Origin of the sequence: Ekhidna sp. (assembly GCF_965212185.1) — a bacterium.
Classification (GTDB): domain Bacteria; phylum Bacteroidota; class Bacteroidia; order Cytophagales; family Cyclobacteriaceae; genus Ekhidna.
On sequence record NZ_OZ243102.1, the window covers coordinates 3,650,278 to 3,673,361 of the forward strand.

The following is a 23,084-nucleotide window of genomic DNA, read 5'->3' on the forward strand; positions in this document are numbered from 1 at the left end:
TACAATTTTAAGGCGACAAAGGTATGCAAACACCCCTTGTTTATCTTTACACCAAATTGAAATTGAGATCGTTATTTATCGAACCAGTCTAAATTAATTTTGAAAAAAATAGTCTGCATTTGTTTACTTGTTATAGTCGTAGGGTGTTCCCCATATAAAAATAATCCGCTAAGTAACTCATTTCATGACCTAACGGCTCACTATAATGCTTATTTCATTGCAAATGAGAGAATCAAGGAGATTGAGAAATCAATTTTTGATGACCAGGAATGGAATTATAACAAAGTTCTCCCAATTCATCCACAGTTTGATTCGACAAAATCGGCATCTCTTAAAACACAAGTTGAGGATTGTATACAAAAAGCATCCATTGCAATTCAAAGACATCCGAATAGTAAATGGGAAGATGATAGCTACATTCTTGTTGGAAAGGCACGCCATTATGCTTCAGAATTTCCCGATGCAATTGAAACCTTCAAATATGTAAACACTCATAGTGAAAATGATAACGAAAGGCATTATGCACTCACTGAATTAATCCGAAGTTTTACTGAATTTGAAGAATATAAAAATGCAATAGCAGTAACGGATTATTTAGCAAAAGAGGATTTAAACAGAGAAAACCTAAGAAGATTACATCTTAATACTGCCTATCTCTATCAAAAGAAAGGAGACGAAAACAAAATGGTTGGGAGTTTAGTCAAAGCTGAAGAATTACTTAACTCATCCGACAAAGCAAGAATCAATTTTATTATCGGTCAGACTTTTCACAATCTTGATTTTGAAAGTGAGGCGTTTAGATACTATAAAAATGTCCTTAAGAACAATCCCAATTATGAACTTGAATTCTATGCAAAACTTTATATGGCTCAAGTGACTGAGCTTGCCGATCAGGGAGACTTAAAAAAGATTCAAAAGTATTTCAGAAATCTAATCAAAGATCCTAAGAACAAGGAATATAAGGACAAGATCTACTATGAGTTGGCTGGCTTTGAATTAAAAAATGGAAACATCAATGAAGCCATTGCTAACTATAAATCTTCCATCAGGAGTAGTACAAATAATAACCGCCAGAAAGCATACTCTTATCTCAGTTTAGGCAAAATCTATTACGACTCAATTAAAAATTTTGTGCTGGCAAAGAGCTATTATGACAGTACTGTAAATTCAATGCCAAAAGATGAGGATAATTATGAATCGATAAAGCAGAGGCAAGAAATATTGGTTGATTTTGTTGAACAAATAGTTACCATTCAAACCAATGATAGTTTATTGCATCTTGCTTCTTTACCAGAAGATACAATTTTAGCAAGGTTTAGTGCTCAAATTGAGATGAAAAGAGCCTCCGAAAAAGAGAGGAAGAAAAAGGAAAAAGAAGCAGCGGTTAACAGGGCAAGAAATATTTCACAAAATGCAGGAGACAACCTCATCACGACAGCAAGTGCTGGCTCAGTGTGGTATTTCAACAATTCTAATGCATTGAGTCGTGGAAGAAATGACTTTATCCGTAAATGGGGCGATAGGGCACTTGAAGACAACTGGCGAAGAAAAAATAAAGCCCCGGTTAATGAGCTTAAAGAAGAAATCATTTCGAATGAAATTTCTGAATCTACCGGGGAAGAAGAAGAGGAGATAAGCATTGAGGATGAGGCGAGGATGATGATGGCTAATATTCCTTATTCTGAAGAATCAAAAGAGGAATTACTATCCCAAATTGAAGTCGCGCTTTACAATTTGGGTAACATCTATAATTTGCGCTTAGAAGAGGATGAAAATGCAGCCGAATCCTTTGAAAGTTTGCTTAATAGATTTCCTGAAACTATTTACGAAGCAGAAGTTTTATATCAGCTTTATTTGCTTTATAAAGAGATAAATCTAGAATTATCGGCAAAGAGAGGTGATCTTCTTAAAGAAAAATACCCGGAAACGATCTTTGCAAAACTTGTAGATAACCCTAACTACAGAGAGGAGAGTTTTGCAATAAGTGAGCAATTGAAAAAATCATATAAATCCATGTATGGAAAATATAAGTCTGGAAAATATGAAAATGTAAAAATAACAGCAGATAGCATATTATCCATCCACACTGAAAATGAATTTGGTGATAACATTGCTTTGCTCAGAGTGCTCGCAATTGGCTCAACAGAAGAGGATCATAAATATCAGTTTGAATTAGGGGAATTCATAAAAAACTATCCTGAAAGCGAACTAAATAGCTACGCTAAGTCATTGCTTACAGCTTCTGAAACATTTCAGCAAGAGCGATACAATAGCGCAAAAGCTCGATTTATTGAAGACTTTAATCAGAAACATCTTTTCATAATTGTTTACGATTTGGATTCAAAAATGACTACTGAACTGCCGAATCTTGTAGATGAATATTTAGATGAGAAAAGCCTCAATAATTTAAAAACAGGAAATCTTATTCTGAGTGAGCAAAAATCAATGCTCTTAATTAATATTTTTCCAGGTAAGGGTACAGCAACAAGTTTTATGAATACGTTTAATGATGAGATCGATCTTCGTGAGACATTTAAGGGTCAGAAATTTGATGTTTTTGTTATTACAGAGGATAATTTTGACATTTTCTATAAAACAAAAGACATTTCAGCATACGTAACCTTTTTTGAAAAGCATTATAAATGAAGGACAAGATTATTAAATACACATTGAGGGTATTCTGGGTACTTTTTATCCTAACTGTGATTGGAATTCCATCCATTTTCCTGATGGTTAAAAATGATGCTTTCGGATGGTTCGGTGGACTACCAAGTTTACAGGCATTAGAGCGGCCAGATCCAGATCTTTCATCCGAGTTAATAAGCTCTGATGGTGTTTCACTTGGTAAATATTTTAGAAAAAACAGGACACCAGTTACTTATGATGAGCTTTCACCGGAACTTGTGAACACGCTTCTTGTCACCGAAGATATAAGATTTAAAGATCATTCTGGAATTGACCTCAGAGGGCTTGCAAGAGCAGTAATAGGGAAGCTTACCTTTTCGTTTAAAGGCGGTGGTAGCACAATCACCATGCAACTGGCTGAAAATCTATTCAAAACCAATACTGCAGAACAAGGATCACTTTACAAGTTTAGGACAATTGGACAGGTAATCACCAAATTGAAAGAATGGATTATTGCCGTTCAGCTGGAAAAATCATATACAAAAGAAGAAATTCTAGCCATGTATTTAAATACTGTTGAATTTGGAAGTAATTCATATGGTATCAAAGTAGCAGCCAAAACATTCTTTAATAAACTGCCTTCACAGCTTAATTATCCAGAGTCAGCTGTACTTGTCGGCGCTATTAATGCACCCACAAGATGGAGTCCCGTTTTAAACCCTGAAAATGCACATAGGAAAAGAACAGAGGTTTTATGGAACCTGCATAAATATGGCTTGATCAATCGTATACGCTTTGATACACTAAATAAAGACTCAATTCAACTTAATTATAAAGTTGAAAATCAAAACGAGGGTTTAGCAACCTACTTCAGAACCGTTGCAAAAAATTATCTGGTTAATTGGGCAAAAGAAAATGGCTATGATTTGTTTGATGATGGTTTGAAAATTTATACTACTATTGATAGTCGAATGCAGCAATATGCAGAAGAAGCAGTTGCCGAGCATATGGATACGTTACAACAAATATTTAATGAACATTGGGGCGGAGAAAATCCATGGATTGATAATGACAATAATGAAATCCCTGAGTTTTTAGAGACCGCAATTAAACGCACAAATGCCTACAAAAGCTTGAGATCAAGATTTGGAAGTGAAAATGACTCCATCGAATATTATCTCAACAAGAAGAAAAGAATGACAGTTTTTTCATGGGAAGGGGAAATAGATACATTGTTAAGCTCTTACGATTCCTTAAACTATTATAAAAGATTTCTTCAGGCTGGTTTTATGTCAATGGATCCACGAACTGGGTATATTAAAGCTTGGGTTGGTGGCATAAATCATCAATACTTCAAGTTTGATCATGTACAGCAAGGGAAAAGACAACCAGGCTCTACATTTAAGCCAATCGTTTACACTGCCGCCATCGATAATGGTTATTCACCCTGCTTTCCAGTTGTAGATGCGCCAGTATCATTTAGTTTGCCTGGGCAAGATCCCCCAACCTGGGTTCCACAAAACTCAAACGGCCGATTCACTGGTGAGGTAATGACAATCAGACAGGCAATGGCTCAGTCTGTAAACAGTATCACTGCCTTCATGATGAATAGAATAGGCCCATCAACTGTAGTTGATTATGCGAAGAGATTAGGAATTGAGAGCAGGCTCGATGCAGTACCCTCTTTATGTTTAGGTGCCGGTGGAGATGTCTCCATCTATGAAATGGTCGGTGCGTATTCTACTTTCGTCAATAAAGGCACATATATTAAACCATATTTTATCGAAAGAATTGAAGACAAAAATGGAAATGTTATTCAGCAATTTGTTCCCGAGGAACAAGAGGCCATCAATGAAGAAACAGCCTATTTAATGCTTCATATGTTGAAAGGAGTAGTAGAAATAGGTACTGGCCGAGCATTAGATTATAACATGAAAATTGATAATGAAATTGGCGCGAAAACCGGCACTACACAGAATGCATCAGATGGATGGTTTATAGGTGCAACTAAAGACTTAGTTTCCGGTGCTTGGGTTGGTGGTGATGATAGAAGTATAAGATTTCGTGAATGGGTATTGGGACAAGGTGGTAGAACCGCATTGCCAATTTGGGAGAAATACATGCTTAAGATTTATAATGACGAGTCTCTTGGGTATCAAAAGGGCTTTTTCGAAAAACCTACCAAGCCCTTACGTACTGTAATAGATTGTGAGCTTTATGATGAGAACATTAATCCTTCAGATACTGTTGAATATGATGTAGTAGATGAAGATGATTTCATGTAATGCAAGCCCATAGATATTCAAGAAAGGATTACCTTAAGCTCCCTGATAAACCTGGTGTTTATAAATTTTTTGATAGTCAAGGTATAATTATCTATTTAGGTAAGGCTAAAAATCTTAAAAAAAGAGTATCAAGTTACTTCACAAAGGCCAATCTCGATAATAGAAAAACATACAAGTTAGTTTCAGAGATTCGAGAAATTGAATATGTCATTGTTTCTTCTGAATTTGATGCATTGTTGCTTGAAAACAATCTTATAAAAGAGCATCAGCCACGCTACAACATACTGCTAAAGGACGACAAGAGCTTTCCCAGCATTTGTGTTACTAACGAAAGGTTCCCAAAAATATATTCTACCAGGAGGATTGATCATAGTAAAGGTGACTACTTTGGCCCATACACTAGCGTAAAGGCAATGAATGGAGTTTTAGATTTAATTAGAAAACTCCATAAAATTAGAACCTGTAAATACAACCTCTCCGAAGAAAATATTAGGAAAAAGAAATTTAAAATATGTCTCGAATATCATATTGGTAATTGTCTTGGTCCTTGTGAGGGCCTTCAATCTGAGAGTGATTATCTAAAAGACATTGAAGAAGCTAAAAAGATTTTAAAGGGTAAAACTGGTATTGTAGGTAAATCCTATAAGCAAAAAATGCAAACTGCAGCAGAAAAACTAAAATATGAGCTTGCCCAATCTTACAAGGAAAAGCTTAATCTTTTAGAAAAGTTTCAATCCAAATCATTAATCGTAAATCAAAAAATTACCGGAACGGATGTATTTACAATGACCCAATCAGAAAAAGGTAATTCACTGTTCATAAACTATATGAAAATCGAACATGGTGCTATCGTGAACTCTGAGACTATCGAGGTTAAAAAGAAGATAGAAGAAGTAAACAAAGATATATTTCGGTTTGCGATTTTTGATTTAAGAAAAAAATATAGCAGTAATAATCCATTTATTCTCACCAATATCCATGTGGAAGAATGGGAAGGTATTGAAATAATTGTCCCTAAGATTGGGGATAAGAAAAAACTGATTGATCTCTCTTATAAGAATGCTCTCTATTTTAAAAAAGAAAGACATTCTCAACAAAGTATACAGCCAAACGAATCAATACTTAAAAAACTTAAAGAAGATTTACAACTCTCAGAGTTGCCCGTGCATATAGAGTGTTTTGACAATTCCAATACGCAAGGATCTAATCCAGTAGCTTCTATGGTATGTTTCAAAGATGGGAAGCCATCAAAAAAAGATTATAGAAAATTTAATATTAAGACTGTAATTGGACCTGATGATTTTGCTTCAATGAAAGAAGTTGTCGGAAGGAGATATTCATATTTAAAAGAAGAAAAAATAAATTATCCCAACCTAATTATTATTGATGGAGGTAAAGGACAACTAAGTGCTGCTTGCGAGGCGTTGAAATCGCTTGACATTTATGGCCAAATACCAATAGTGGGAATAGCCAAAAGATTGGAAGAGATATATTTTCCAGAGGATAGCTTACCAATACATATTAGCAAAAAGTCACCATCATTAAAACTGATTCAGCATTTAAGAGATGAGGCACATAGGTTCGCCATCACATTTCACAGACAGAAAAGAAGTAAATCGTCACTTGTGTCAGGACTTGATGGTATACGAGGTATCGGGGATAAAACTAAAAGTCAAATCCTTCAAGAATTTGGAAGTGTTGAACGATTGAAACAGTCCTCTCAAAAAGATCTAATTGAATTAATTGGAGCCTCTAAGGCTTCATTCATCCAAGAGGCAATAAAAAAAGGGGATATTTAATCCCCTTTCTTAATTAGTTATAGTCTTTTATACATCGACAACTGTTTCTATGCCAGTCACCTATTACACTATGATAAATTTCTTTTGACCCTTTTTGAACTGAAATGAGCCCGGAGGTATTATCTGACTTCTTTTCAGCATCCCAATAATTTCCGCTGATTCCAATATTCTTAAAAACTCTACCTGGATCACCAAATCCTCCTAGTGCAAGATCAATACCACTTTCACCGCCTTTTTGAAGAGCAATGCCAGCATTATGAATACCCCCGAACGTTTTAAACAATAAGTTCCATTCACTTATCGTTGGAACATGCCATCCGTCCGGACATGCAGCTTGGGCTGCTTGAAATGTATAGAGTCTACCAAATGCCTCACAATATGCAGGTTCATTTTTATAGCAGAAGGAATCTGGAACTTCATAGGCCAGATTTTGAGCCATCCAAGTCCTATTTATAATAACTCCCCCTTCTAATTCTATATCAACTGTTACTATCTTGTAGGTTTTCCCATCTCTGGAATCAGTCAATTCAGCAAATTCTTGAGCTGAAATTATATAATAGCCAGCAAGCAAAATTAATGAGAGTAAATATTTCATCTTCATTTTCAGATCGATTAGGTTTAGCAACAATACAAAATTAATATTCCCACAGCTCAGACTCATACTCCATTAGGTCGTACTCATACTTTTGCTGGATAACTATTACACTCATTGGGTCCTTGGCCATTTCATCTGCATAAATTTGTCGAATATCATCATTTTTAGCATTTGAAATTTTAGTAATTGGTGCTCTAAACAACCTCAATTCAAATGCATCACTCATATTCATATGCTGCCCAGGGTTTTGATTATTGTAATAAATAGCCTTATCAGCATAAGGACCTCTAAATAATGCAACAACATCATCATATCTGAAATGCGCGACTTTCTTCTCAAATCCAGCAGGATTGTAGAGAGAACCGGCATCTCTTGGTAATGCAAGACTTAAAGATCTAATGTAATTGTACATTCTTGATCTATTTCTGTCGAAAATTACATCTTCTCTCAGATAGAGGATAGAAAACAAATCTGAAGGGATAGCCTCTTGACGTGGTTCTTCATTTTGTTCCTCTGCTGAGTCATTGCTAGACTCATCATCAAAGGAATCAAAACCTCCTGAATTGAATCCGCCACCGACAAATGGATTCTGCTCTCTTTCAACTGATATGTTAGAGGTGAAAATGATGTCTGGCATAAAGTTTATGCAAGAATCAGATCTATATGGGGTAAGCAAACCCTCATCTACCGCTTCAATCAACAATCTGGATATTTCTCCGTTCAATGAGAAAAAAGGTCGGTTCATCTTTTCTTTCATATTCATTCTTCTCCAAACAGTCTTTCTAAACATAACTTGAGTGTCATCCACTTCTGGTTTAACCAATGGAGCTAACTCTTCTTGTCCATACACGGAAGTGATGGCAAGAATGAAAACAAATACATAACCTAATTTTTTCATAACACTATTTTTCTGACAATTATTTCAGCGAGATATTAATGAATCGTTGGAATTTCTTAAAATCTTCAATTTGTTTTCTGAAGTTTTGTCTTTGTACCTTTTTTATCTCAATTACTAGTTGATCACCCTTTCTACCTTGCATCCCTCTTAAATTCACTTTTTCACCAGCCCTAACTGACCCTCTTCCTAATCCACCACTCACTAATGTAATTTCTGCTTCTGCTACTCTGAACTTAGCATCATTAGGTAAGAATTGTGCAAAACTCTCATCGGGGATTGCTCTTAAGAAAAGTTCTGGTGTTCGCGCTGAAATACCTTCTTTAAGATTAACTTCTCCGGCACCTGTAAATACTTTAATATCTGGAGCAGGGATTCCTCTTACACTAAAATCCCTAGAACCAATGACATTTCCACCTGAAGATACTGTTAAAGTAACCTTTTGAGATCTTGGAACTACAGTCACTTGACCAGTTTGAGACCCTTTAATTGCATCACCACCTTTTGCAGTAAATGATGGATTATAAGAAGTTCCTAAGGCAGGAACTTGAACATCAAGTGCATTACCACAATTGAAATACAAAGCGTTGACTGATTGAGACTGAATTTGAATTACCGGTCTTACAACATAATACTCTATTGTATCTGTAAAAGTTGTATCTGTTCCTCCACCTTGTGGAACAGTTATAGAAGCTATTATTTCTTTCCTAGCATTACCTTCTTTGTCGTAATTACCTGGTGTTGCAGTAAACTCCACTTTTCCAACACCCGCGACAACAGGCGCCTTCTCACCATTGTAAGTCATTACCATTTTATCATTTAAGCCTGAAGCTGATGCTGCAATAAACATATCTGCTCTATAGGGTGTGCCAGCAGCAACGTACTTAGATTCAGGCATTATTACAGGCTTGATCTGATCGAATGTAATATCTTTTAACCCTACCCTTTTAACTAAAAAATCAAGTGCCGATGTTTCAAATGCTAACACATTTGCTTGAAATTCACTGACTGTAGCTAAACCTGCATGAGTTGGAGAACTTTCAAAAGCTAACTGTGACCATTTTTTACCTTTTTGATTTTCATCTTTGCTGTAAATTGGATCTTCCTCTGCATCAAGAGCTATCTTATGATATTGCTTTAATTTTGATTCATCTCCTCCATTCTTTTTAAGCAACTCCTGAATATAATCGGCATAACCATTAAGAGCTTCCTTCATTTCAGCTCCATTTCCTTCTCCTCCTTCTTCAACGGGCATCATGTAATTACCAACCTTATCGTAATCTGTTTTACCCACAATGAACCTGCGATCTCCTTCATGACCATCCATGTAACCTCCTGTAATGTCCACAAACCTTTCTTTGTATTCCTCTAGCTCTCTTAAGATTCTAGTTGTCTCTGCTCTCAAGGCTTCAGCATCTGCTACTACTTTTAAATCGTCGGCACGGTTGCCTTTATCTTTAGCAGCGGATTTCATACCATTTATTGTTCGAGCATTTCTTTCGGATGTTTCAGCATTAGCTCGCTCCAAACTTTCGTTAATAAAGGCGAATTTATCTAAGACCGTGGAGCTTACATTCAACGCTAACAATGCGGTTAGCACCAAATACATCATGCCGATCATTTTCTGCCGTGGTGTTTCTTTTCCTCCTGCCATAATTTAATTTTTTTTAAGGATTATTGTTGATTGCCACCTCTCATTGCGGTAAGCATATTACCGTATACTTTATTAAGAGCAGTAATGTTCGAAGTAAGCTTGTTCAACTCAGATTGAAACTGCGAGGTTTCTTTACCTGCTTCAGCCATACTTTCTAAAGCTCCACTAATATTTGAGTAGAATTTATTAAGTGCTTTCGTATGACTTTGAGCATCCTTCAATTCCATTTCGTATACAGCATTCAATGCTCCAAGGCTTTTGGTAACATTTTGAACCTGACTGTGATACTCTTTGGTATCTTTTGTTGCATCTGCCATTCCAGACATAGCCTCCATTGCTTGTGCATAAGATTTATTCATCTCAGAAAGAGACCTTGATGCCGACTTAACATTAGTAGCGTACTCATTTGTAGCTACTGCTGCATCACTAAGATTTGACATCTTCTTAGCTGATTCTGCCATGTTTCTCATTCCATCTCCCAAACTTTTTATTAATTCAGGTCCAACCTTGGCTTCTGCCAACATTTTATCCATCTGTGCAGAAGCACCTGTTGCCTGAGGAACAGCTTTTCTTGGAGCTGAAGCAGGACCATCATAGTCATCTGCTAATTCAGGGTATACCTTAGCCCAATCTGGCTCAGCATGCTTTGGTTCGAAAGCGCTTAAAAAGAAAATAACTGCTTCTGTAGTCAAACCTACTCCAAGCATTAATGCTGCACCTGGCATATGAAGTATCTTAAACATTGCCCCCACAATTACAACTGCAGCTCCAATTCCATAAATCTTTGGCATTATAGTGGAATAGAGAAGCTCCGAAAATCCGCCTTTTTTGCTCATTTTAATAATATTTAGGTTAGTAATTTATTCGTTTGATTTTTTAAAATTCATATCCTGATGATCTACCAAGATAAGTCATAGCACATCTAAACCCAATAGAAGCTCTAGTTGTGTCTTGATGTTCGAATGAACGAGTACCTGTTTCTAGGTAGTAAGCGATATCTTTCCATGAACCGCCTCTAATTACCTTGAAAGGAATATTTTCATCAAAGTAGGTAGGATTTAAATCCCATGTAAGAGGCATTGCAGATGGATTGTATGCATCTTCACACCACTCAGCTATATTTCCAGCCATGTCATAAAGACCATATTCATTTGCAAAATAAGTACCTACTGGAGATGTGTATGCATAACCATCATCAAAGTAGTTCCCTCTTCCAGGCTTGAAATTGGCAAGCAAACATCCTTTTGCATTTCTAATGTATGGGTTCCCCCATGGATATTTAGCCATGTCTCGTCCTCCTCGAGAGGCATATTCCCACTCTGCTTCTGAAGGTAATCTGAAATTCGGCATAACAGGTAGTCCAACACTTGATCTATAATCGTTCAAGTAGCTGGTTCTCCATTCGCAGAAATATTTTGCAGCATTCCAATCGACTCCCACAACAGGATATCCATCGAATGCCGGATGTGACCAATAATAAACAACAAGAGGGTCTCCCATGTGATGGGTATAATCTCTTGTCCACACTGTTGTATCAGGAATTAAATCTGCAATTGAATACCCGGTAGGCAAGTCAATCTCAGAACTTTCCTGAAGATTTTGTGTAAACTGTCTGTATTCGTTATTGGTAATTTCGGTATCATCCATAAAGAATGCACCTATAGTCACCTGCTTATTGAAGTTGATTTGAGTAGCAGCTACATCCTCATCAGCTTGTCCCATGTGAAATGTACCAGATGGAACTGATACCATTCCATACGGCCTGGTCATTTCCCAGCCTAGCCGATCAGGAGCTCCAATAAGCTCTCCTTTGTCACCTTGATCTCCGCCAAAAAGACCACAACCTGAAAGAATTATGGCGCAGCAAATGATAACACAATTTGATATTGTTAAAACACGCATTTTATTCATAACACCTTTATTGAACATGCAAGTATGTAAAATAAACAAACTTTAGCAAGAATTATTGCACGATATTCGACCTAAATATATAATCATAAATCCATTTAGGACAAGTTTTGCTTCCAATTTTGGATGAAGTCTTTTTTAATTCTGACTAAAAAGTGAATCGAGGGGTTTTAACAGCCTTTCGTCCCCCAAAGACTAAACTTGGTAAATTATACCTAATAAATACTTCGTGAGAGGTTGGCTGCTTAGCATCTTGATCTTTTACTATGTAATCAAACGAATAGCCCGCTCTTAATTTATTATTTTCCAAAAAAGAATAGCCTAACAGCACACTTATAGACTCACCTCTTCTAAATGCTACACCACCCCACATTCTTTCCTGATACTCCATAATAGCTGTAATATCATATGTATATGCTTTAAGATCTGACCTAATTAAAATGGAAGGTTTAAAAAGGAGCTCCCTGGCAAATCCCACTGAAGTTCCTGCCATCAAAGTGTAGCTTAAAGGCACTGTATTTGATGCGTCTGTTCCAAAGTTAAATTTTGGTTGTAAAATATTTTCAGCTCCAGCTCCAATAAAATATTCCTTCTTTGATTGAAAAAATACACTCGCGTGAAGGTTTGGTTTGAATTGTGACTCACTCCCACCAGGGATTAAATTATCTCCAGGATCTACAAATCTATAGTTGGCATTTATTGACGCAATATTAATTGCAGGCGATAGTCCTATCGCAATACCACCAAAATTAAATTCTTGACGCGCTGATATAGCGAACCTTGCTTGAATTGAGTTTAGAGGTCCCGATTGATCGTTAGAAACGGAAAGTCCAACCCCTGAGAGTTTACCTTCTGTTGGTACAACTAAAGACAAGAGTTGAGTTGATGGTGCACCTTCTGGATCAAAGGAAGCATCATATCCAGCCCATTGGGTTCTATGATGCATTGCGACAAATGCCTGCTTCTCATTGCCAACCCATGCTGCATTGAAATAAGATGGATTGAATGTGTAATGATTAAAGAAATAATCATTTTGAGCAAGGCCTAAATTGGCTGCACCTAACAAAAAAAGGAATGAATAAACCTTAAGGCTTGATTTCATATTGTAAGTATAACTCTTACAATCCTTATACCCCTATTTTGATTAAATGTTGTTTGCTTCTTTGATATATACCTCCAAAGCACCGGTCATTGAAGGAGCATTAGGAAGTGGCGCCTGAATATCTAAAACAAATCCTGCATCTTTTACAGCTTTTGAAGTAGTAGGACCAAAAGCGGCAATCCGGGTTTTATTCTGTTTAAAATTTGGGAAATTGTGCAGAAGTGATTCAATACCTGAAGGGCTAAAGAATGCAATGATGTCGTATGTTACATCATCCAAATCTGACAAATCAGATGCTACAGTTCTGTAAATGGTAGCTTCCGACCATGTATATCCGTTTTCATTCAGAAAATCAGGAATGTGTTCTGTTCGGATATTTGAGCACGGGAAAATGAATTTTTCGTCTTTGTGTTTCTTAATTACATTCAAAAGATCCTCCGCCGTTCTTTCTCCAGTGAAAATTTTCCTCTTTCTGATCACGATGTATTTCTGCAGATAATTGGCAGTTGTCTCAGATATGCAGAAATACTTCATATCTGTTGGAATTTCAATCTTGCTCTCTGTTGCCAATCTAAAGAAATGATCGATTGCGTTTCTGCTAGTAAAAATTACTGCTGTGTGATCAAGTATGTTGACTTTTTGCTTTCTAAACTCTTTTATGTCAACAGGATCAATTTCAATAAATTGACGGAAGTCAATTTTCAAATTGTACTTTTCTGCTAATTTGTGATAAGGTGAATTAGGATCTGAAGGCTCAGGCTGTGATACTAATATACTGTTCACTTCTTTCAATCGCTCTTTATTCAGTTCCAAAAGGTCATTAGTGGCACTCATGTAATTCTCCGATTATTATAATTATTTATAGAACAAGCCTAGTAAAATAATGGCAGGGATAATTTCCGTGGCACAAAGGTAGGAAATAATCATAAGTTTTTTGCGTGGAGAATTATTAACAAATTTTAATGTGAACCATATGATAAACAAGATCAGGCTTCCAGCAAAAAGAAAAACAGCATCTAATGAAATCCAGCCAATGATTGAATGACTAAACATGAAGTCGAGAAGAATTAAGCCGAGTATGGGAATTAAAAGAAAAGTCTGAAAATTTAGAAAATCAAATAACTGATAATTCTTCAACCCTTTAAAATTGAATAGTCCAGCTACGATTGAAACTATTGCCCATTTAGAAACAATCAATCCAAATATTACTATAGCAGTTTTAATCCAAGACCATAAAAAAAGAATCAACGAAATTGGCGAATTAAATAAATCAAGTGATAAGGAAAAATTCAGATAAAACAAAGCAAAAGCAAGGCCCAACGAATAGAATATTGTTAGGTATATACTTCCTCCCTCAAAAAAATTTGTGTTTATAAATTCGTATGCGCTGATCTTAAAAGTGAAAGTTTTATTCTTCAAGTATGCAACCCTTGAAGGAAACCTATATATAAAAAATCCTAGTATAAGGATTAGTATTATCCAGCCAATTATGAGAAACTCTTGAAATAGATCTCTTGCAGTACGAGGCATTGATATTTCTTCTTTAATTATTTTCAATTCTTCGAAAACAACTAACTCACACCTCAAATTCTTAAGTGAATTTTGCGAGCTCAATGAAATAAAAACAGTATCAGCCTCTTTTTCCATCAAGTTCTCCAATTCGATAAACTGACAGCCTTTTATGATTTCAAATAATTGACCATTGGTCCATATGGATAGGGGTTCTGGATTGCATATCCGTATTGATCCATTTTTATATCCATTCAAAAAGAAACCGGCACGATTTATCTGATCAAGCGAAGTGACAGGTGAAATTCGCTTGTTTTGATTGGTCTCTATCAAAACTTTTGTGAAATCTATAATGACAATGGTATCCTGCTGGCAAAAACCACTGCTAGAAATCGAAATGAATATGAGTAGAAATATACTTCTCATCAAAATCTTGTGATGTAACCGAAATGTGCTTTCATATTTGAAAAAGTAATTGGTTGAGCTTTTGATTTACCAATTGCAAATGCAAAAGTAAATTGACCGGACGAGCTTCCCAGAGTAAATCCTAAACCTAATCCCAAAGGATTATCTGAAAAGCTTGTTCTGTTGAATAAAAGTTGATCGTAAAATAAAAATGCGTAACTACTATCTTCAAAAAAAGATCTCAACTCCAGCCGGCTTAAAAAATATGATTCAGCAAAAATTGACTTCTCATTGAAGCCCCTCAGAGTTGTCAAACCTCCAATCCGATAGAGTTCATTTTTTAACAATTCTTTATTAGAAAGCAGTCCTCCTTTAATGGAATGAAAAACAGTTTGACGCTTTAATACTTTTAGTTGGTAAGCAGCATGATTCTCAAATCTGTAAAAGTCCGTATTGCTCTGAATGGTGTCATAATAATTATCAGGAATACTAACATTACGTTCTATTGTTTTCCTGCCAGCTGCAGCTGACAAACTCCATATAAATCCCTGACTATAAGTCTCGAGAGAGGAGCGATCACCATTAAAAAATGCTACCTGGTAGGCGGTTCTTCTGTAATCTGCTAAACCCGATTGTCCAATTACCTTAATGTCTGTTGAAAGTAGCGTTCCGTCTGTTTGTTCTACCTCGAAAGACAACTCTACTCCAGGTGCTATGTAAGTGTTTAGTCCAATACCTGCTGTCCGAGTAAGAAATGTTGTGTCCTGTTTCAATATAATTAAGCGGCCCGATGGGGAAATTTTAGATCCAAAAATGAAAGGGTGCTTGTATCGGACATCCAACTCTTGGGATGCTTCAGAAAAACGTTCCCATGCGAACTTAAACTTCTTACCTGATCTAAAAAGATTCTGAATATCCAAATTCAAATTTCCCACGAAAGAAGTATTGCCTGCACCCGACTGCTGTAGCCCAATAACTCCATGAAATGTATTGGATGCTTTTTCCTCAATATCCAGATATAGTTTGGCTTTGCCTCTGTGAAAAGATAAATCCGGAGAGCTTTTTAGAGAAAGAAATGAAGAGCGCTTAATTTTTTTATTGATACCCCGATAACTCTTCTCACTAAATGAATCACCGGGGGTAATGTCGAGTGACTGATAAATATATGAATGGTTCGTCTTCAATGGATTGAAGAAAAATGCTGAGTCATAAGTGATTTCAGGACCTGAAGCAATTAATAATCGACCTGTCAGCAGATCTTCTGTGAGATTCAGTGAATCAATCTCCAGGGAAGCAAAAGGATATCCATTGTTCGTATAGTTTTTTAACTCTCTTTTTAATTGTGAATGGAGCTTCCTTCCTTTCACATTTTGAATCGATGCATTGAATTTATTGCCCTTATGAAGATAAATTTTGTGCCAGTCATTTGTTACTAATACCGAATCAACACCTGAGAAATAATGTCCTTGATCGATCCAATTGAGCTGGAGGTTTTTCACATATGAAGATAAGGCTAATGAATCTGGGAATTGTACCTCAGAATAGAGCGTAGAATCAACAAAAACTTGTGATTTTATCTGAGCACGGAGAGCGCCTGCATATACAAATACAATTAGAATTAAGATTCTTTGCATTGGTCTTTGCAATTTAGCCCAAATCATGGCTGGCATCTATATCCATATTCCATTTTGCAGGCAAGCATGTCACTATTGCGACTTCCACTTTAGTACTAATCTGAAAAATCAGGACGCAATGGTGAATGCGATTGCAAAAGAAATATCTGATAGAAAGGAATATCTGTCAGAAGAAATACGGACCATTTACTTCGGTGGCGGCACACCTTCTTTGCTAACACATGATCAAATTCAAATCTTATTAAAGTCAGTAAAGGATACGTTCAACGTTTCACTATCTGCTGAAATTACTTTGGAGGCTAATCCTGAGGATTTAACGAAAAGCCATTCCCAATCCATCCATGATCTTGGAATAAATAGGTTGAGTGTTGGTATGCAAACTTTTGATGATCAAAAATTGGATTGGATGAATCGTATCCATAGCTCTCAAGAATCTTTGGAAGCGATTGATAATGTGAGAAGTGCAGGGTTCAGTAATGTTTCTTTAGATCTTATTTATGCCATTCCAGATCATAATTCAAAAAGATGGAAAGAAGATTTACAGCGTGTAATTGACCTCAACCCTGAACATATTTCACTTTACGGTTTAACCATCGAAAACAAAACCGTTTTTGGTAAGTGGGAGCGAGATGACAAACTTATTCAGGTTCCGGAAGATGAAGCAGCAGAACAGTATCTGTACGCGATTGAATTTTTGAAAAAGAAAGGTTATATCCAATATGAAGTCTCCAACTTCGGAAAAGAAGGATATTACTCAAGACATAATAATGCGTATTGGTCCGGGGTGCCGTATTTGGGTGTAGGGCCTGGGGCACATTCATTTGATGGTAAATCAAAACGGAGGTTTAACATTAGAAATAACAGCAAATATTTGAAGGCGATCTCATCTGGTACCCTGCACTGGGAGGAAGAGATGCTTTCATCCAATCAACGAATCAATGAACAAATATTGACCCAGCTGAGGACAAAAAATGGAATCGATTTACTAGTCTATAAAAAAGAGATTGGAGTTGATTTAAAAGTGAAGCACCAAATGTTTTTAAATGAAATGTTAGCTCTTGATATGATTGAGCTCTCCCAACAACACCTAAGGTTGAAACCGAAGGGATTTCTGGTTGCAGATGAAATCGCTTTACGATTATTTATTCCTGAATAGCAATGCTCTTAATTAAAATCTAGGGATAATGGATGATTAGCTCTACTTTTGAAATTCAAATGGACACGACCACTAAAAAGGCACTTTTACTACTTAAATCCCTCATCTTTCACTACCACGGACTAGATGATGAAGAGCGCGACATGCTTGAAAAATCCGCCAATGAAATGAAGGCAAGTGATGAGATGGAATGGGCGAATAAATTTATTGCGGAAGATTACTTATCTGCATTTGAGCGTTCCAGAGAATTCCTTTCAAAAATCTTCTGTAAGATGAGTGAGCCTGACAGAATCAAATACCTGATGGAGGTGTGGGAAGAAACGCACAAAAAAGGATATGTTACCGAAATGGAAACGACTGCTATTCTGACCTTATCCAAAGACTTTCATGTGGAGAAGCAGTTTTTAGAGGCGGTGAAGAACTAAAGACTCATCATCTCCCGAAATCTTGCAGACTGACGTCTACTCACTTCGATTTTCTCTCCGCCTTTTAATTGAACCAATAAACCACCATTAAACCAGGTGTCAATGGATTCAACCCAACCAAGATTGATAATATGTTTTCTACTGGCTCTAAAAAAGTGTCGATCATCTAAACGCTCGTCAAGTGCATTGAGAGATTTGTGGATCATCGGCTTGAACTTATCAAAATATACTTTGATGTAGTTACCATCAGATTCAAATAGCCGAACATCTTCCAGTTTTACGAACCAACATTTATCCCCATCCTTCACAAAGACCTGATCTTTGCTGCTTAGTTTTTGATCCTTCGCCGGATTTTTAGCAGCCTTAATGGTCACTTTATTTAAACTTTCAGTCAGCCTTTCTGGCTGAATTGGTTTCAGTAAATAATCAAGCGCATTGTAGTCAAAGGCTTTTAAGGCAAATTCATCGTAGGCGGTGGTGAATATTACTTGCGGTACTTTTTCCATTTCTTCCAACATCTCAAATCCAGTTTTCCCGGGCATCTGGATGTCAAGAAAAACTACATCGGGATCATGCTTTTCAATCTTCTCAACCGCCTCATCTGGATTGGCTGCTTCATCCACCACTTCAATCTCAGGGTGGTTGGCCAGTAAAGACATTAATTCCTTCCTAGCTAATCTTTCATCGTCTACAATAATCGCTTTCATATAAATTGATAGGTTAAAATACTGGAATTATTCCACATCTCTCCTTGGTCTGTTCAGCTGTGGGATAGTAATAGAGGTAAGTACTGTATTTTTATTTTCGTTTTTAATCTCAAACCGTGCCGTCTCACCAAAAATGAGTTCTAGTCGTTTTCGGGTATTGGCTAATCCAAAACCCTCTTCTTTATCATGATTGTCCAACAGCTGCCCCGTATTACGGATTTGAAGACATAGTTGTTTTCTTTTTATGGTCGTCTCAATACTTATTTCACCGCCTTGTTTAAGATTAGATATACCATGTTTTATTCCGTTTTCTACCAAGGTTTGAATCATCAATGGTGGAATCTGGTATTTTCCTGAGTTTTTATCAATGTCAAACTTTGTAGTAAGTCTCTCCTCATACCGAATGGATTCCAGCGCCAGGTAATCCATGACGGTCTTTAATTCCTCCGTAAATGGAATGAGTTTCTTTCTATCACTGATTAGTGAGTTTCTTAGGATATGAGACAATTGTGTGATTGACTCTTTTGACTTTCTAGGGTTTTCATCGACTAAAGCCCTTATGCTGTTGAGCGCATTAAAAATGAAGTGAGGGTTGAGTTGAGCTTTGAGATTATTGAGTTCAACTTCTCGTGCTGCTGTTTCAGCTTTCAAGGACTTATTATATCGCTCTACATAATGAAAGGTGAAGTAAAAAATGGTCCATATAAAATAGATAACCCAGTAACCAAACGTATTTATCAAGACGGTAAAAAACATCAAATCCTGTTTGGAAATGCTCCCTGAGAAGTATTCTATGATGAGTAGATATCCATAATTAAAACAGCTTAAAATGAAAGTGGCAATTAAAATTCGTGGTATCAAGAAACTCAAACGTAAATTCAGCCAGCCTCTTCTCAGAATAATGGCACGCAGTAAATGAGTAGTAGCGATAAAGTATCCTACCTGATAGAGTACCCCCAATGCTTGAGAAGGATCAAACCTATTGGCTATCGTATAGAGAAATATCTGAATGAAGCCATACACTCCCCAACCTAAAATTTGACATAGCCAATATATTTTTTGCTTGGTCATTGGCGATAAATCTAGTCAAGTGCAGTCACACTTCTTTGAAACTTTTCATGGGTGAATGCATCTGATGATGAATGGTTTTTAACAAATCATTAACTATTCCGCTCATGGAATTAAGGAGAATTAACAAACCTGAAGTCTAAATCGTCGTAAAAAAAGCAGGACTAAACTCAAATTAAAAAAGACAAATATGAAATCACTACTCTTACTGCTAATGCTAAGTGCCTCCGGAATTTTAGGCACGGCCGAAGCTACAATGCGTGACAATCAAGGATTGAACATGCAAATTGATGCCGATCTGGAATTTCAACAGATGGTGAAAATCTACAGCTATGAAGGTGAGCTTGTAAAAGAATTTCCTCTCAATGATGTAGCGAATAACAAAATCAGTGTTATTGATCACATCGTGCTGGAGGAAAGCGATTTTGCATTCGATCATCAAGGTGACTATTACTACTTTAGAGATGCAGAGGGCTTGCCGGAAATGTTAAACTAGGATATAGACAATTCCTCTTTTAGAAACTTAGCGGTATAGCTTTCTTTGACATTAATGATCTCTTCCGGAGTGCCCTGGGCAATGATTTGTCCACCAGCATAACCTCCCTCCGGTCCCAGGTCAATTATGTGATCAGCAACCTTAATCACATCCATGTTATGCTCAATGATAAGCACTGTATTTCCTTTGTTTACCAGTTTTTGTAGTACATCGAGCAAATGCTCTATATCCTGAAAATGTAACCCAGTTGTAGGTTCATCTAAAATGTAGAAGGTTTTCCCTGTATCTTTTTTAGAAAGTTCGGTTGCTAACTTCACTCGCTGTGCTTCACCTCCAGAAAGTGTTGTAGCATGCTGCCCCAATGATATGTATCCAAGGCCTACCTCATCCAAGGTTTTGAGTTTTCTTACGATACGTGGCTGATTTTCAAAAAACTCAACCGACTGAGACACGGTCATGTCAAGTACATCAGAAATAGATTTTCCTTTGAAACGCACTTCTAAAGTTTCTCGATTGTATCGTTTCCCCTTACATGTCTCACATGGCACATGAACATCCGGAAGAAAATCCATCTCGATTAGTCTCATGCCTCCACCTCCGCAGGTTTCGCAACGACCGCCTTTCACATTAAAAGAAAAGCGTCCCGGTTTGTAGCCCCTGATTTTTGCTTCAGGAAGTTGCGCAAACAAGCTTCGTATTTCTGAGAATACTCCGGTATAGGTAGCTGGATTCGATCTAGGTGTACGACCAATTGGAGATTGATCCACCTCAATGATTTTATCAAAGTGATCTACTCCTTCAATTTTTTTGAATGGCAAAGGCTCTTGCCTGCTCTTGTATAAGTGCTTTCGAATGATTGGATAAAGTGTCTCATGAATGAGTGTGGATTTGCCACTACCGGAAACACCTGTTACTAAAATAAGATTGCCTAATGGCAGCTTCAGGTCAACGTTTTTTAAGTTGTGCCCTTTTGCTCCATAAAGTTCTAGCCACTTGCCGTTGGTTCCTCGTCGTTCTTTTGGAATCTCTATCTTCCTTTTTCCATTTAAGTAATCAGCTGTGGAGCTTCCTAACCTTAAAAATTCCTGTGGATTTCCTTTAGCAACGATTTGACCGCCGTGTCTACCAGCACCCGGTCCTATGTCAACAACCTCGTCCGAAGCTAGCATCATGTCTTTATCATGCTCAACTACGATCACCGTATTACCCAAATCTCTTAAATCTTTGAGCGCCTGGATCAGCTTCACATTATCTCTTTGATGTAAACCTATGCTTGGTTCGTCCAGGATATAAAGTACGTTTACAAGCTGCGTTCCAATTTGTGTTGCCAATCTGATTCGTTGTGCCTCTCCTCCGGAAAGTGTTTTCAAAGGACGATTCAGGCTTAAATAATCCAATCCCACATCAAGAAGGAATCCGATGCGCTTTCGAAGTTCTTTCAGGATTTCAGTGGCAATCACCAATTGGCGGTCATCTAATTTTTCTTCGATGTTCTCGATCCAGGTCCCCAGACTATTGATGTCCATTTCAGCAAGTTCGCCGATGTGCTTGTCACCAATTTTATAATTTAACGCCTCCTTTTTCAATCGGTAGCCATCACAGCTTGGGCATGTTCGGGTATCGGTAAATTCCTTTACCCATGCTTGAATCTTCTCTGAACCGCCATCTTTTTGTTTTTCCAGGAAGTTGATGATCCCTTCGAATTTTGTGTGCCAGTCGGTTCCCGGATATTTAACAGAGCTAACTGCCACCGGAACACTGTCACCATAAAGCAAGACATCTATGAGCTCCTTCGGAATTTTCTTAATAGGAGTAGAAAGGTTGACTTTATTCCTCTTCAGAATCGCATCAATCTTTTTGAAAATCCAAATATCCCTATACTCACCTAATGGAGCAATACCTCCACGGCTAATGCTTATCGATGGATCGGGAATGACTGATTCTTTGGATATTTCTTCAATTACCCCTAAGCCATTGCATTCTTTACAAGCTCCGTAAGGCGAATTGAATGAAAAGGTATTTGGAGCCGGATCATCATATGCCAGTCCGGTTTCCGCATCCATTAAATTTTTCGAGAAATGTGCGATGGATTCGTCTTCCATCTGGATCATCATCACCCCATCACCATGCCGAAGCGAAGTATTTACGGATTCACGGATTCTTTTTCTGTCCTTATCAGAAACCTTTATTCTATCGGTTACGATCTCAATGTCATGAGTCTTGTAGCGATCAACCTGCATTTTCGGCACCAAATCCTGCACCTCTCCATCAACCCTAACTTTGGTGAACCCCAGCTTTCTAATCTGTACAAACAATTCACGGTAGTGTCCTTTTCTACCTTTCACTACAGGAGCGAGTAATACCAGTTTTTTACCATCATAATTCTTAAGAATCATTTCTATGATTTGATCTTCTGACTGTCTGGTCATTTTATTGCCAGAAAGGTAGGAGAAAGCCTCTCCCGCTCTTGCGAATAAAAGTCTGAAGAAGTCATAAATCTCTGTAACGGTACCGACAGTGGAGCGTGGATTTCTGGAAGTCGTCTTTTGCTCGATAGAAATGACAGGACTGAGTCCTTCAATTTTATCAACGTCCGGACGCTCCATATCCCCAATAAATGACCGGGCATAAGCACTGAAGCTTTCCATGTATCTGCGCTGACCTTCAGCATAAATGGTATCGAAGGCCAAAGATGACTTGCCACTCCCGCTAATTCCTGTGATGGTAATCAGCTTATTACGAGGTAGCTTGACATCAATGTTCTTTAGGTTGTGCTCTCGCGCACCAATTACTTCGATTACTTCTTCGCGCTTTTTCAATT

The 23,084-nt window shown here is 37.2% G+C and carries 18 protein-coding genes; 6 read left to right on the forward strand and 12 right to left on the reverse strand.

Translation table 11 applies throughout. The features are described 5' to 3' along the window. The first annotated feature begins 99 nt into the window (after nucleotides 1–99). Genes ACOMC3_RS15970 through uvrC form a run of 3 tightly spaced genes read left to right on the forward strand, consistent with a single transcriptional unit; the run spans nucleotide 100 to nucleotide 6,709 of the window. A complete protein-coding gene (locus tag ACOMC3_RS15970) occupies nucleotides 100–2,646 on the forward strand; it encodes a tetratricopeptide repeat protein (protein WP_420316885.1) in 2,547 nt (848 codons plus the stop codon). Continuing rightward, on the forward strand, nucleotides 2,643–4,910 hold the full coding sequence (locus ACOMC3_RS15975; RefSeq protein WP_420316886.1) for a penicillin-binding protein 1A: 2,268 nt from the start codon (nucleotides 2,643–2,645) through the stop codon (nucleotides 4,908–4,910). Before ACOMC3_RS15970 ends, ACOMC3_RS15975 begins: the two co-directional genes overlap by 4 nt. Beyond that, nucleotides 4,910–6,709 carry an excinuclease ABC subunit UvrC gene (uvrC, locus tag ACOMC3_RS15980; protein ID WP_420316887.1) on the forward strand — a complete coding sequence of 600 codons (1,800 nt, stop codon included), beginning with the start codon at nucleotides 4,910–4,912 and terminating at the stop codon, nucleotides 6,707–6,709. Before ACOMC3_RS15975 ends, uvrC begins: the two co-directional genes overlap by 1 nt. Nucleotides 6,710–6,722: 13 nt before the next feature. On the opposite strand, the gene ACOMC3_RS15985 is transcribed toward uvrC, so the two are convergent. The 9 genes from ACOMC3_RS15985 to ACOMC3_RS16025 form a co-directional block, all read right to left on the reverse strand. Further along, nucleotides 6,723–7,310 carry an FISUMP domain-containing protein gene (locus tag ACOMC3_RS15985; protein WP_420316888.1) on the reverse strand — a complete coding sequence of 196 codons (588 nt, stop codon included), beginning with the start codon at nucleotides 7,308–7,310 and terminating at the stop codon, nucleotides 6,723–6,725. A gap of 34 nt (nucleotides 7,311–7,344) precedes the next feature. Beyond that, nucleotides 7,345–8,202, reverse strand: coding sequence for a gliding motility protein GldN (gldN, locus tag ACOMC3_RS15990; protein WP_420316889.1), 858 nt, complete (start codon nucleotides 8,200–8,202; stop codon nucleotides 7,345–7,347). 19 nt (nucleotides 8,203–8,221) lie between these two features. Next, complete coding sequence (gene gldM, locus ACOMC3_RS15995; RefSeq protein WP_420316890.1) at nucleotides 8,222–9,853, reverse strand: gliding motility protein GldM; 1,632 nt, start codon at nucleotides 9,851–9,853, stop codon at nucleotides 8,222–8,224. 20 nt (nucleotides 9,854–9,873) lie between these two features. Then, nucleotides 9,874–10,689 (reverse strand): gliding motility protein GldL, encoded by an 816-nt coding sequence (gene gldL, locus ACOMC3_RS16000; protein WP_420316891.1) that lies wholly within the window; start codon nucleotides 10,687–10,689, stop codon nucleotides 9,874–9,876. 40 nt (nucleotides 10,690–10,729) lie between these two features. Continuing rightward, on the reverse strand, nucleotides 10,730–11,764 hold the full coding sequence (locus ACOMC3_RS16005) for an SUMF1/EgtB/PvdO family nonheme iron enzyme (RefSeq protein WP_420316892.1): 1,035 nt from the start codon (nucleotides 11,762–11,764) through the stop codon (nucleotides 10,730–10,732). 145 nt (nucleotides 11,765–11,909) lie between these two features. Then, entirely contained in the window at nucleotides 11,910–12,863 is a 954-nt protein-coding gene (locus tag ACOMC3_RS16010; RefSeq protein ID WP_420316893.1) for a PorP/SprF family type IX secretion system membrane protein, read from the reverse strand. 42 nt (nucleotides 12,864–12,905) lie between these two features. Beyond that, nucleotides 12,906–13,697, reverse strand: a complete 792-nt coding sequence (locus ACOMC3_RS16015) for a uroporphyrinogen-III synthase (RefSeq protein WP_420316894.1) — start codon at nucleotides 13,695–13,697, stop codon at nucleotides 12,906–12,908. Nucleotides 13,698–13,718: 21 nt separating this feature from the next. Beyond that, nucleotides 13,719–14,798 (reverse strand): DUF4271 domain-containing protein, encoded by a 1,080-nt coding sequence (locus tag ACOMC3_RS16020; protein ID WP_420316895.1) that lies wholly within the window; start codon nucleotides 14,796–14,798, stop codon nucleotides 13,719–13,721. Further along, complete coding sequence (locus ACOMC3_RS16025; protein WP_420316896.1) at nucleotides 14,798–16,411, reverse strand: hypothetical protein; 1,614 nt, start codon at nucleotides 16,409–16,411, stop codon at nucleotides 14,798–14,800. Before ACOMC3_RS16025 ends, ACOMC3_RS16020 begins: the two co-directional genes overlap by 1 nt. 25 nt (nucleotides 16,412–16,436) lie before the next feature. Here ACOMC3_RS16025 and hemW point away from each other — a divergent pair, with 25 nt between their 5' ends. Further along, nucleotides 16,437–17,567 (forward strand): radical SAM family heme chaperone HemW, encoded by a 1,131-nt coding sequence (gene hemW / locus ACOMC3_RS16030; RefSeq protein WP_420316897.1) that lies wholly within the window; start codon nucleotides 16,437–16,439, stop codon nucleotides 17,565–17,567. A gap of 32 nt (nucleotides 17,568–17,599) precedes the next feature. Then, nucleotides 17,600–17,992 carry a hypothetical protein gene (locus tag ACOMC3_RS16035; protein ID WP_420316898.1) on the forward strand — a complete coding sequence of 131 codons (393 nt, stop codon included), beginning with the start codon at nucleotides 17,600–17,602 and terminating at the stop codon, nucleotides 17,990–17,992. Here the strand turns inward: ACOMC3_RS16035 and ACOMC3_RS16040 are convergent. Then, the gene (locus tag ACOMC3_RS16040; protein ID WP_420316899.1) at nucleotides 17,989–18,699 is read right to left on the reverse strand and encodes a LytR/AlgR family response regulator transcription factor; all 711 of its coding nucleotides are present in this window, start codon (nucleotides 18,697–18,699) and stop codon (nucleotides 17,989–17,991) included. The two genes, ACOMC3_RS16035 and ACOMC3_RS16040, sit on opposite strands and share 4 nt — an antisense overlap. 27 nt (nucleotides 18,700–18,726) lie before the next feature. Next, on the reverse strand, nucleotides 18,727–19,770 hold the full coding sequence (locus tag ACOMC3_RS16045) for a sensor histidine kinase (RefSeq protein WP_420316900.1): 1,044 nt from the start codon (nucleotides 19,768–19,770) through the stop codon (nucleotides 18,727–18,729). A gap of 187 nt (nucleotides 19,771–19,957) precedes the next feature. Between ACOMC3_RS16045 and ACOMC3_RS16050 the strand changes: the two genes are divergently transcribed. After that, nucleotides 19,958–20,263, forward strand: coding sequence for a hypothetical protein (locus ACOMC3_RS16050; RefSeq protein ID WP_420316901.1), 306 nt, complete (start codon nucleotides 19,958–19,960; stop codon nucleotides 20,261–20,263). Here ACOMC3_RS16050 and uvrA read toward each other — a convergent pair. After that, nucleotides 20,260–23,082: an excinuclease ABC subunit UvrA gene (gene uvrA, locus ACOMC3_RS16055; RefSeq protein WP_420316902.1), complete on the reverse strand. Its 2,823-nt coding sequence runs from the start codon at nucleotides 23,080–23,082 to the stop codon at nucleotides 20,260–20,262. The two genes, ACOMC3_RS16050 and uvrA, sit on opposite strands and share 4 nt — an antisense overlap. Nucleotides 23,083–23,084: the final 2 nt, after the last annotated feature.

Excerpts from the sequence above, each read along its gene's own strand:
- gldL (WP_420316891.1), bottom strand. The coding sequence starts at position 10,689 with ATGAGCAAAAAAGGCGGATTTTCGGAGCTTCTCTATTCCACTATAATG.
- ACOMC3_RS16010 (WP_420316893.1), bottom strand. The coding sequence starts at position 12,863 with ATGAAATCAAGCCTTAAGGTTTATTCATTCCTTTTTTTGTTAGGTGCA.
- gldN (WP_420316889.1), bottom strand. The coding sequence starts at position 8,202 with ATGAAAAAATTAGGTTATGTATTTGTTTTCATTCTTGCCATCACTTCC.
- ACOMC3_RS15975 (WP_420316886.1), top strand. The coding sequence starts at position 2,643 with ATGAAGGACAAGATTATTAAATACACATTGAGGGTATTCTGGGTACTT.
- gldM (WP_420316890.1), bottom strand. The coding sequence starts at position 9,853 with ATGGCAGGAGGAAAAGAAACACCACGGCAGAAAATGATCGGCATGATG.
- ACOMC3_RS16040 (WP_420316899.1), bottom strand. The coding sequence starts at position 18,699 with ATGAAAGCGATTATTGTAGACGATGAAAGATTAGCTAGGAAGGAATTA.
- ACOMC3_RS16045 (WP_420316900.1), bottom strand. The coding sequence starts at position 19,770 with ATGACCAAGCAAAAAATATATTGGCTATGTCAAATTTTAGGTTGGGGA.
- uvrC (WP_420316887.1), top strand. The coding sequence starts at position 4,910 with ATGCAAGCCCATAGATATTCAAGAAAGGATTACCTTAAGCTCCCTGAT.
- ACOMC3_RS16050 (WP_420316901.1), top strand. The coding sequence starts at position 19,958 with ATGAAATCACTACTCTTACTGCTAATGCTAAGTGCCTCCGGAATTTTA.
- ACOMC3_RS16025 (WP_420316896.1), bottom strand. The coding sequence starts at position 16,411 with ATGCAAAGAATCTTAATTCTAATTGTATTTGTATATGCAGGCGCTCTC.
- hemW (WP_420316897.1), top strand. The coding sequence starts at position 16,437 with ATGGCTGGCATCTATATCCATATTCCATTTTGCAGGCAAGCATGTCAC.
- ACOMC3_RS16005 (WP_420316892.1), bottom strand. The coding sequence starts at position 11,764 with ATGAATAAAATGCGTGTTTTAACAATATCAAATTGTGTTATCATTTGC.
- ACOMC3_RS15985 (WP_420316888.1), bottom strand. The coding sequence starts at position 7,310 with ATGAAGATGAAATATTTACTCTCATTAATTTTGCTTGCTGGCTATTAT.
- ACOMC3_RS16035 (WP_420316898.1), top strand. The coding sequence starts at position 17,600 with ATGATTAGCTCTACTTTTGAAATTCAAATGGACACGACCACTAAAAAG.
- ACOMC3_RS16015 (WP_420316894.1), bottom strand. The coding sequence starts at position 13,697 with ATGAGTGCCACTAATGACCTTTTGGAACTGAATAAAGAGCGATTGAAA.
- ACOMC3_RS16020 (WP_420316895.1), bottom strand. The coding sequence starts at position 14,798 with ATGAGAAGTATATTTCTACTCATATTCATTTCGATTTCTAGCAGTGGT.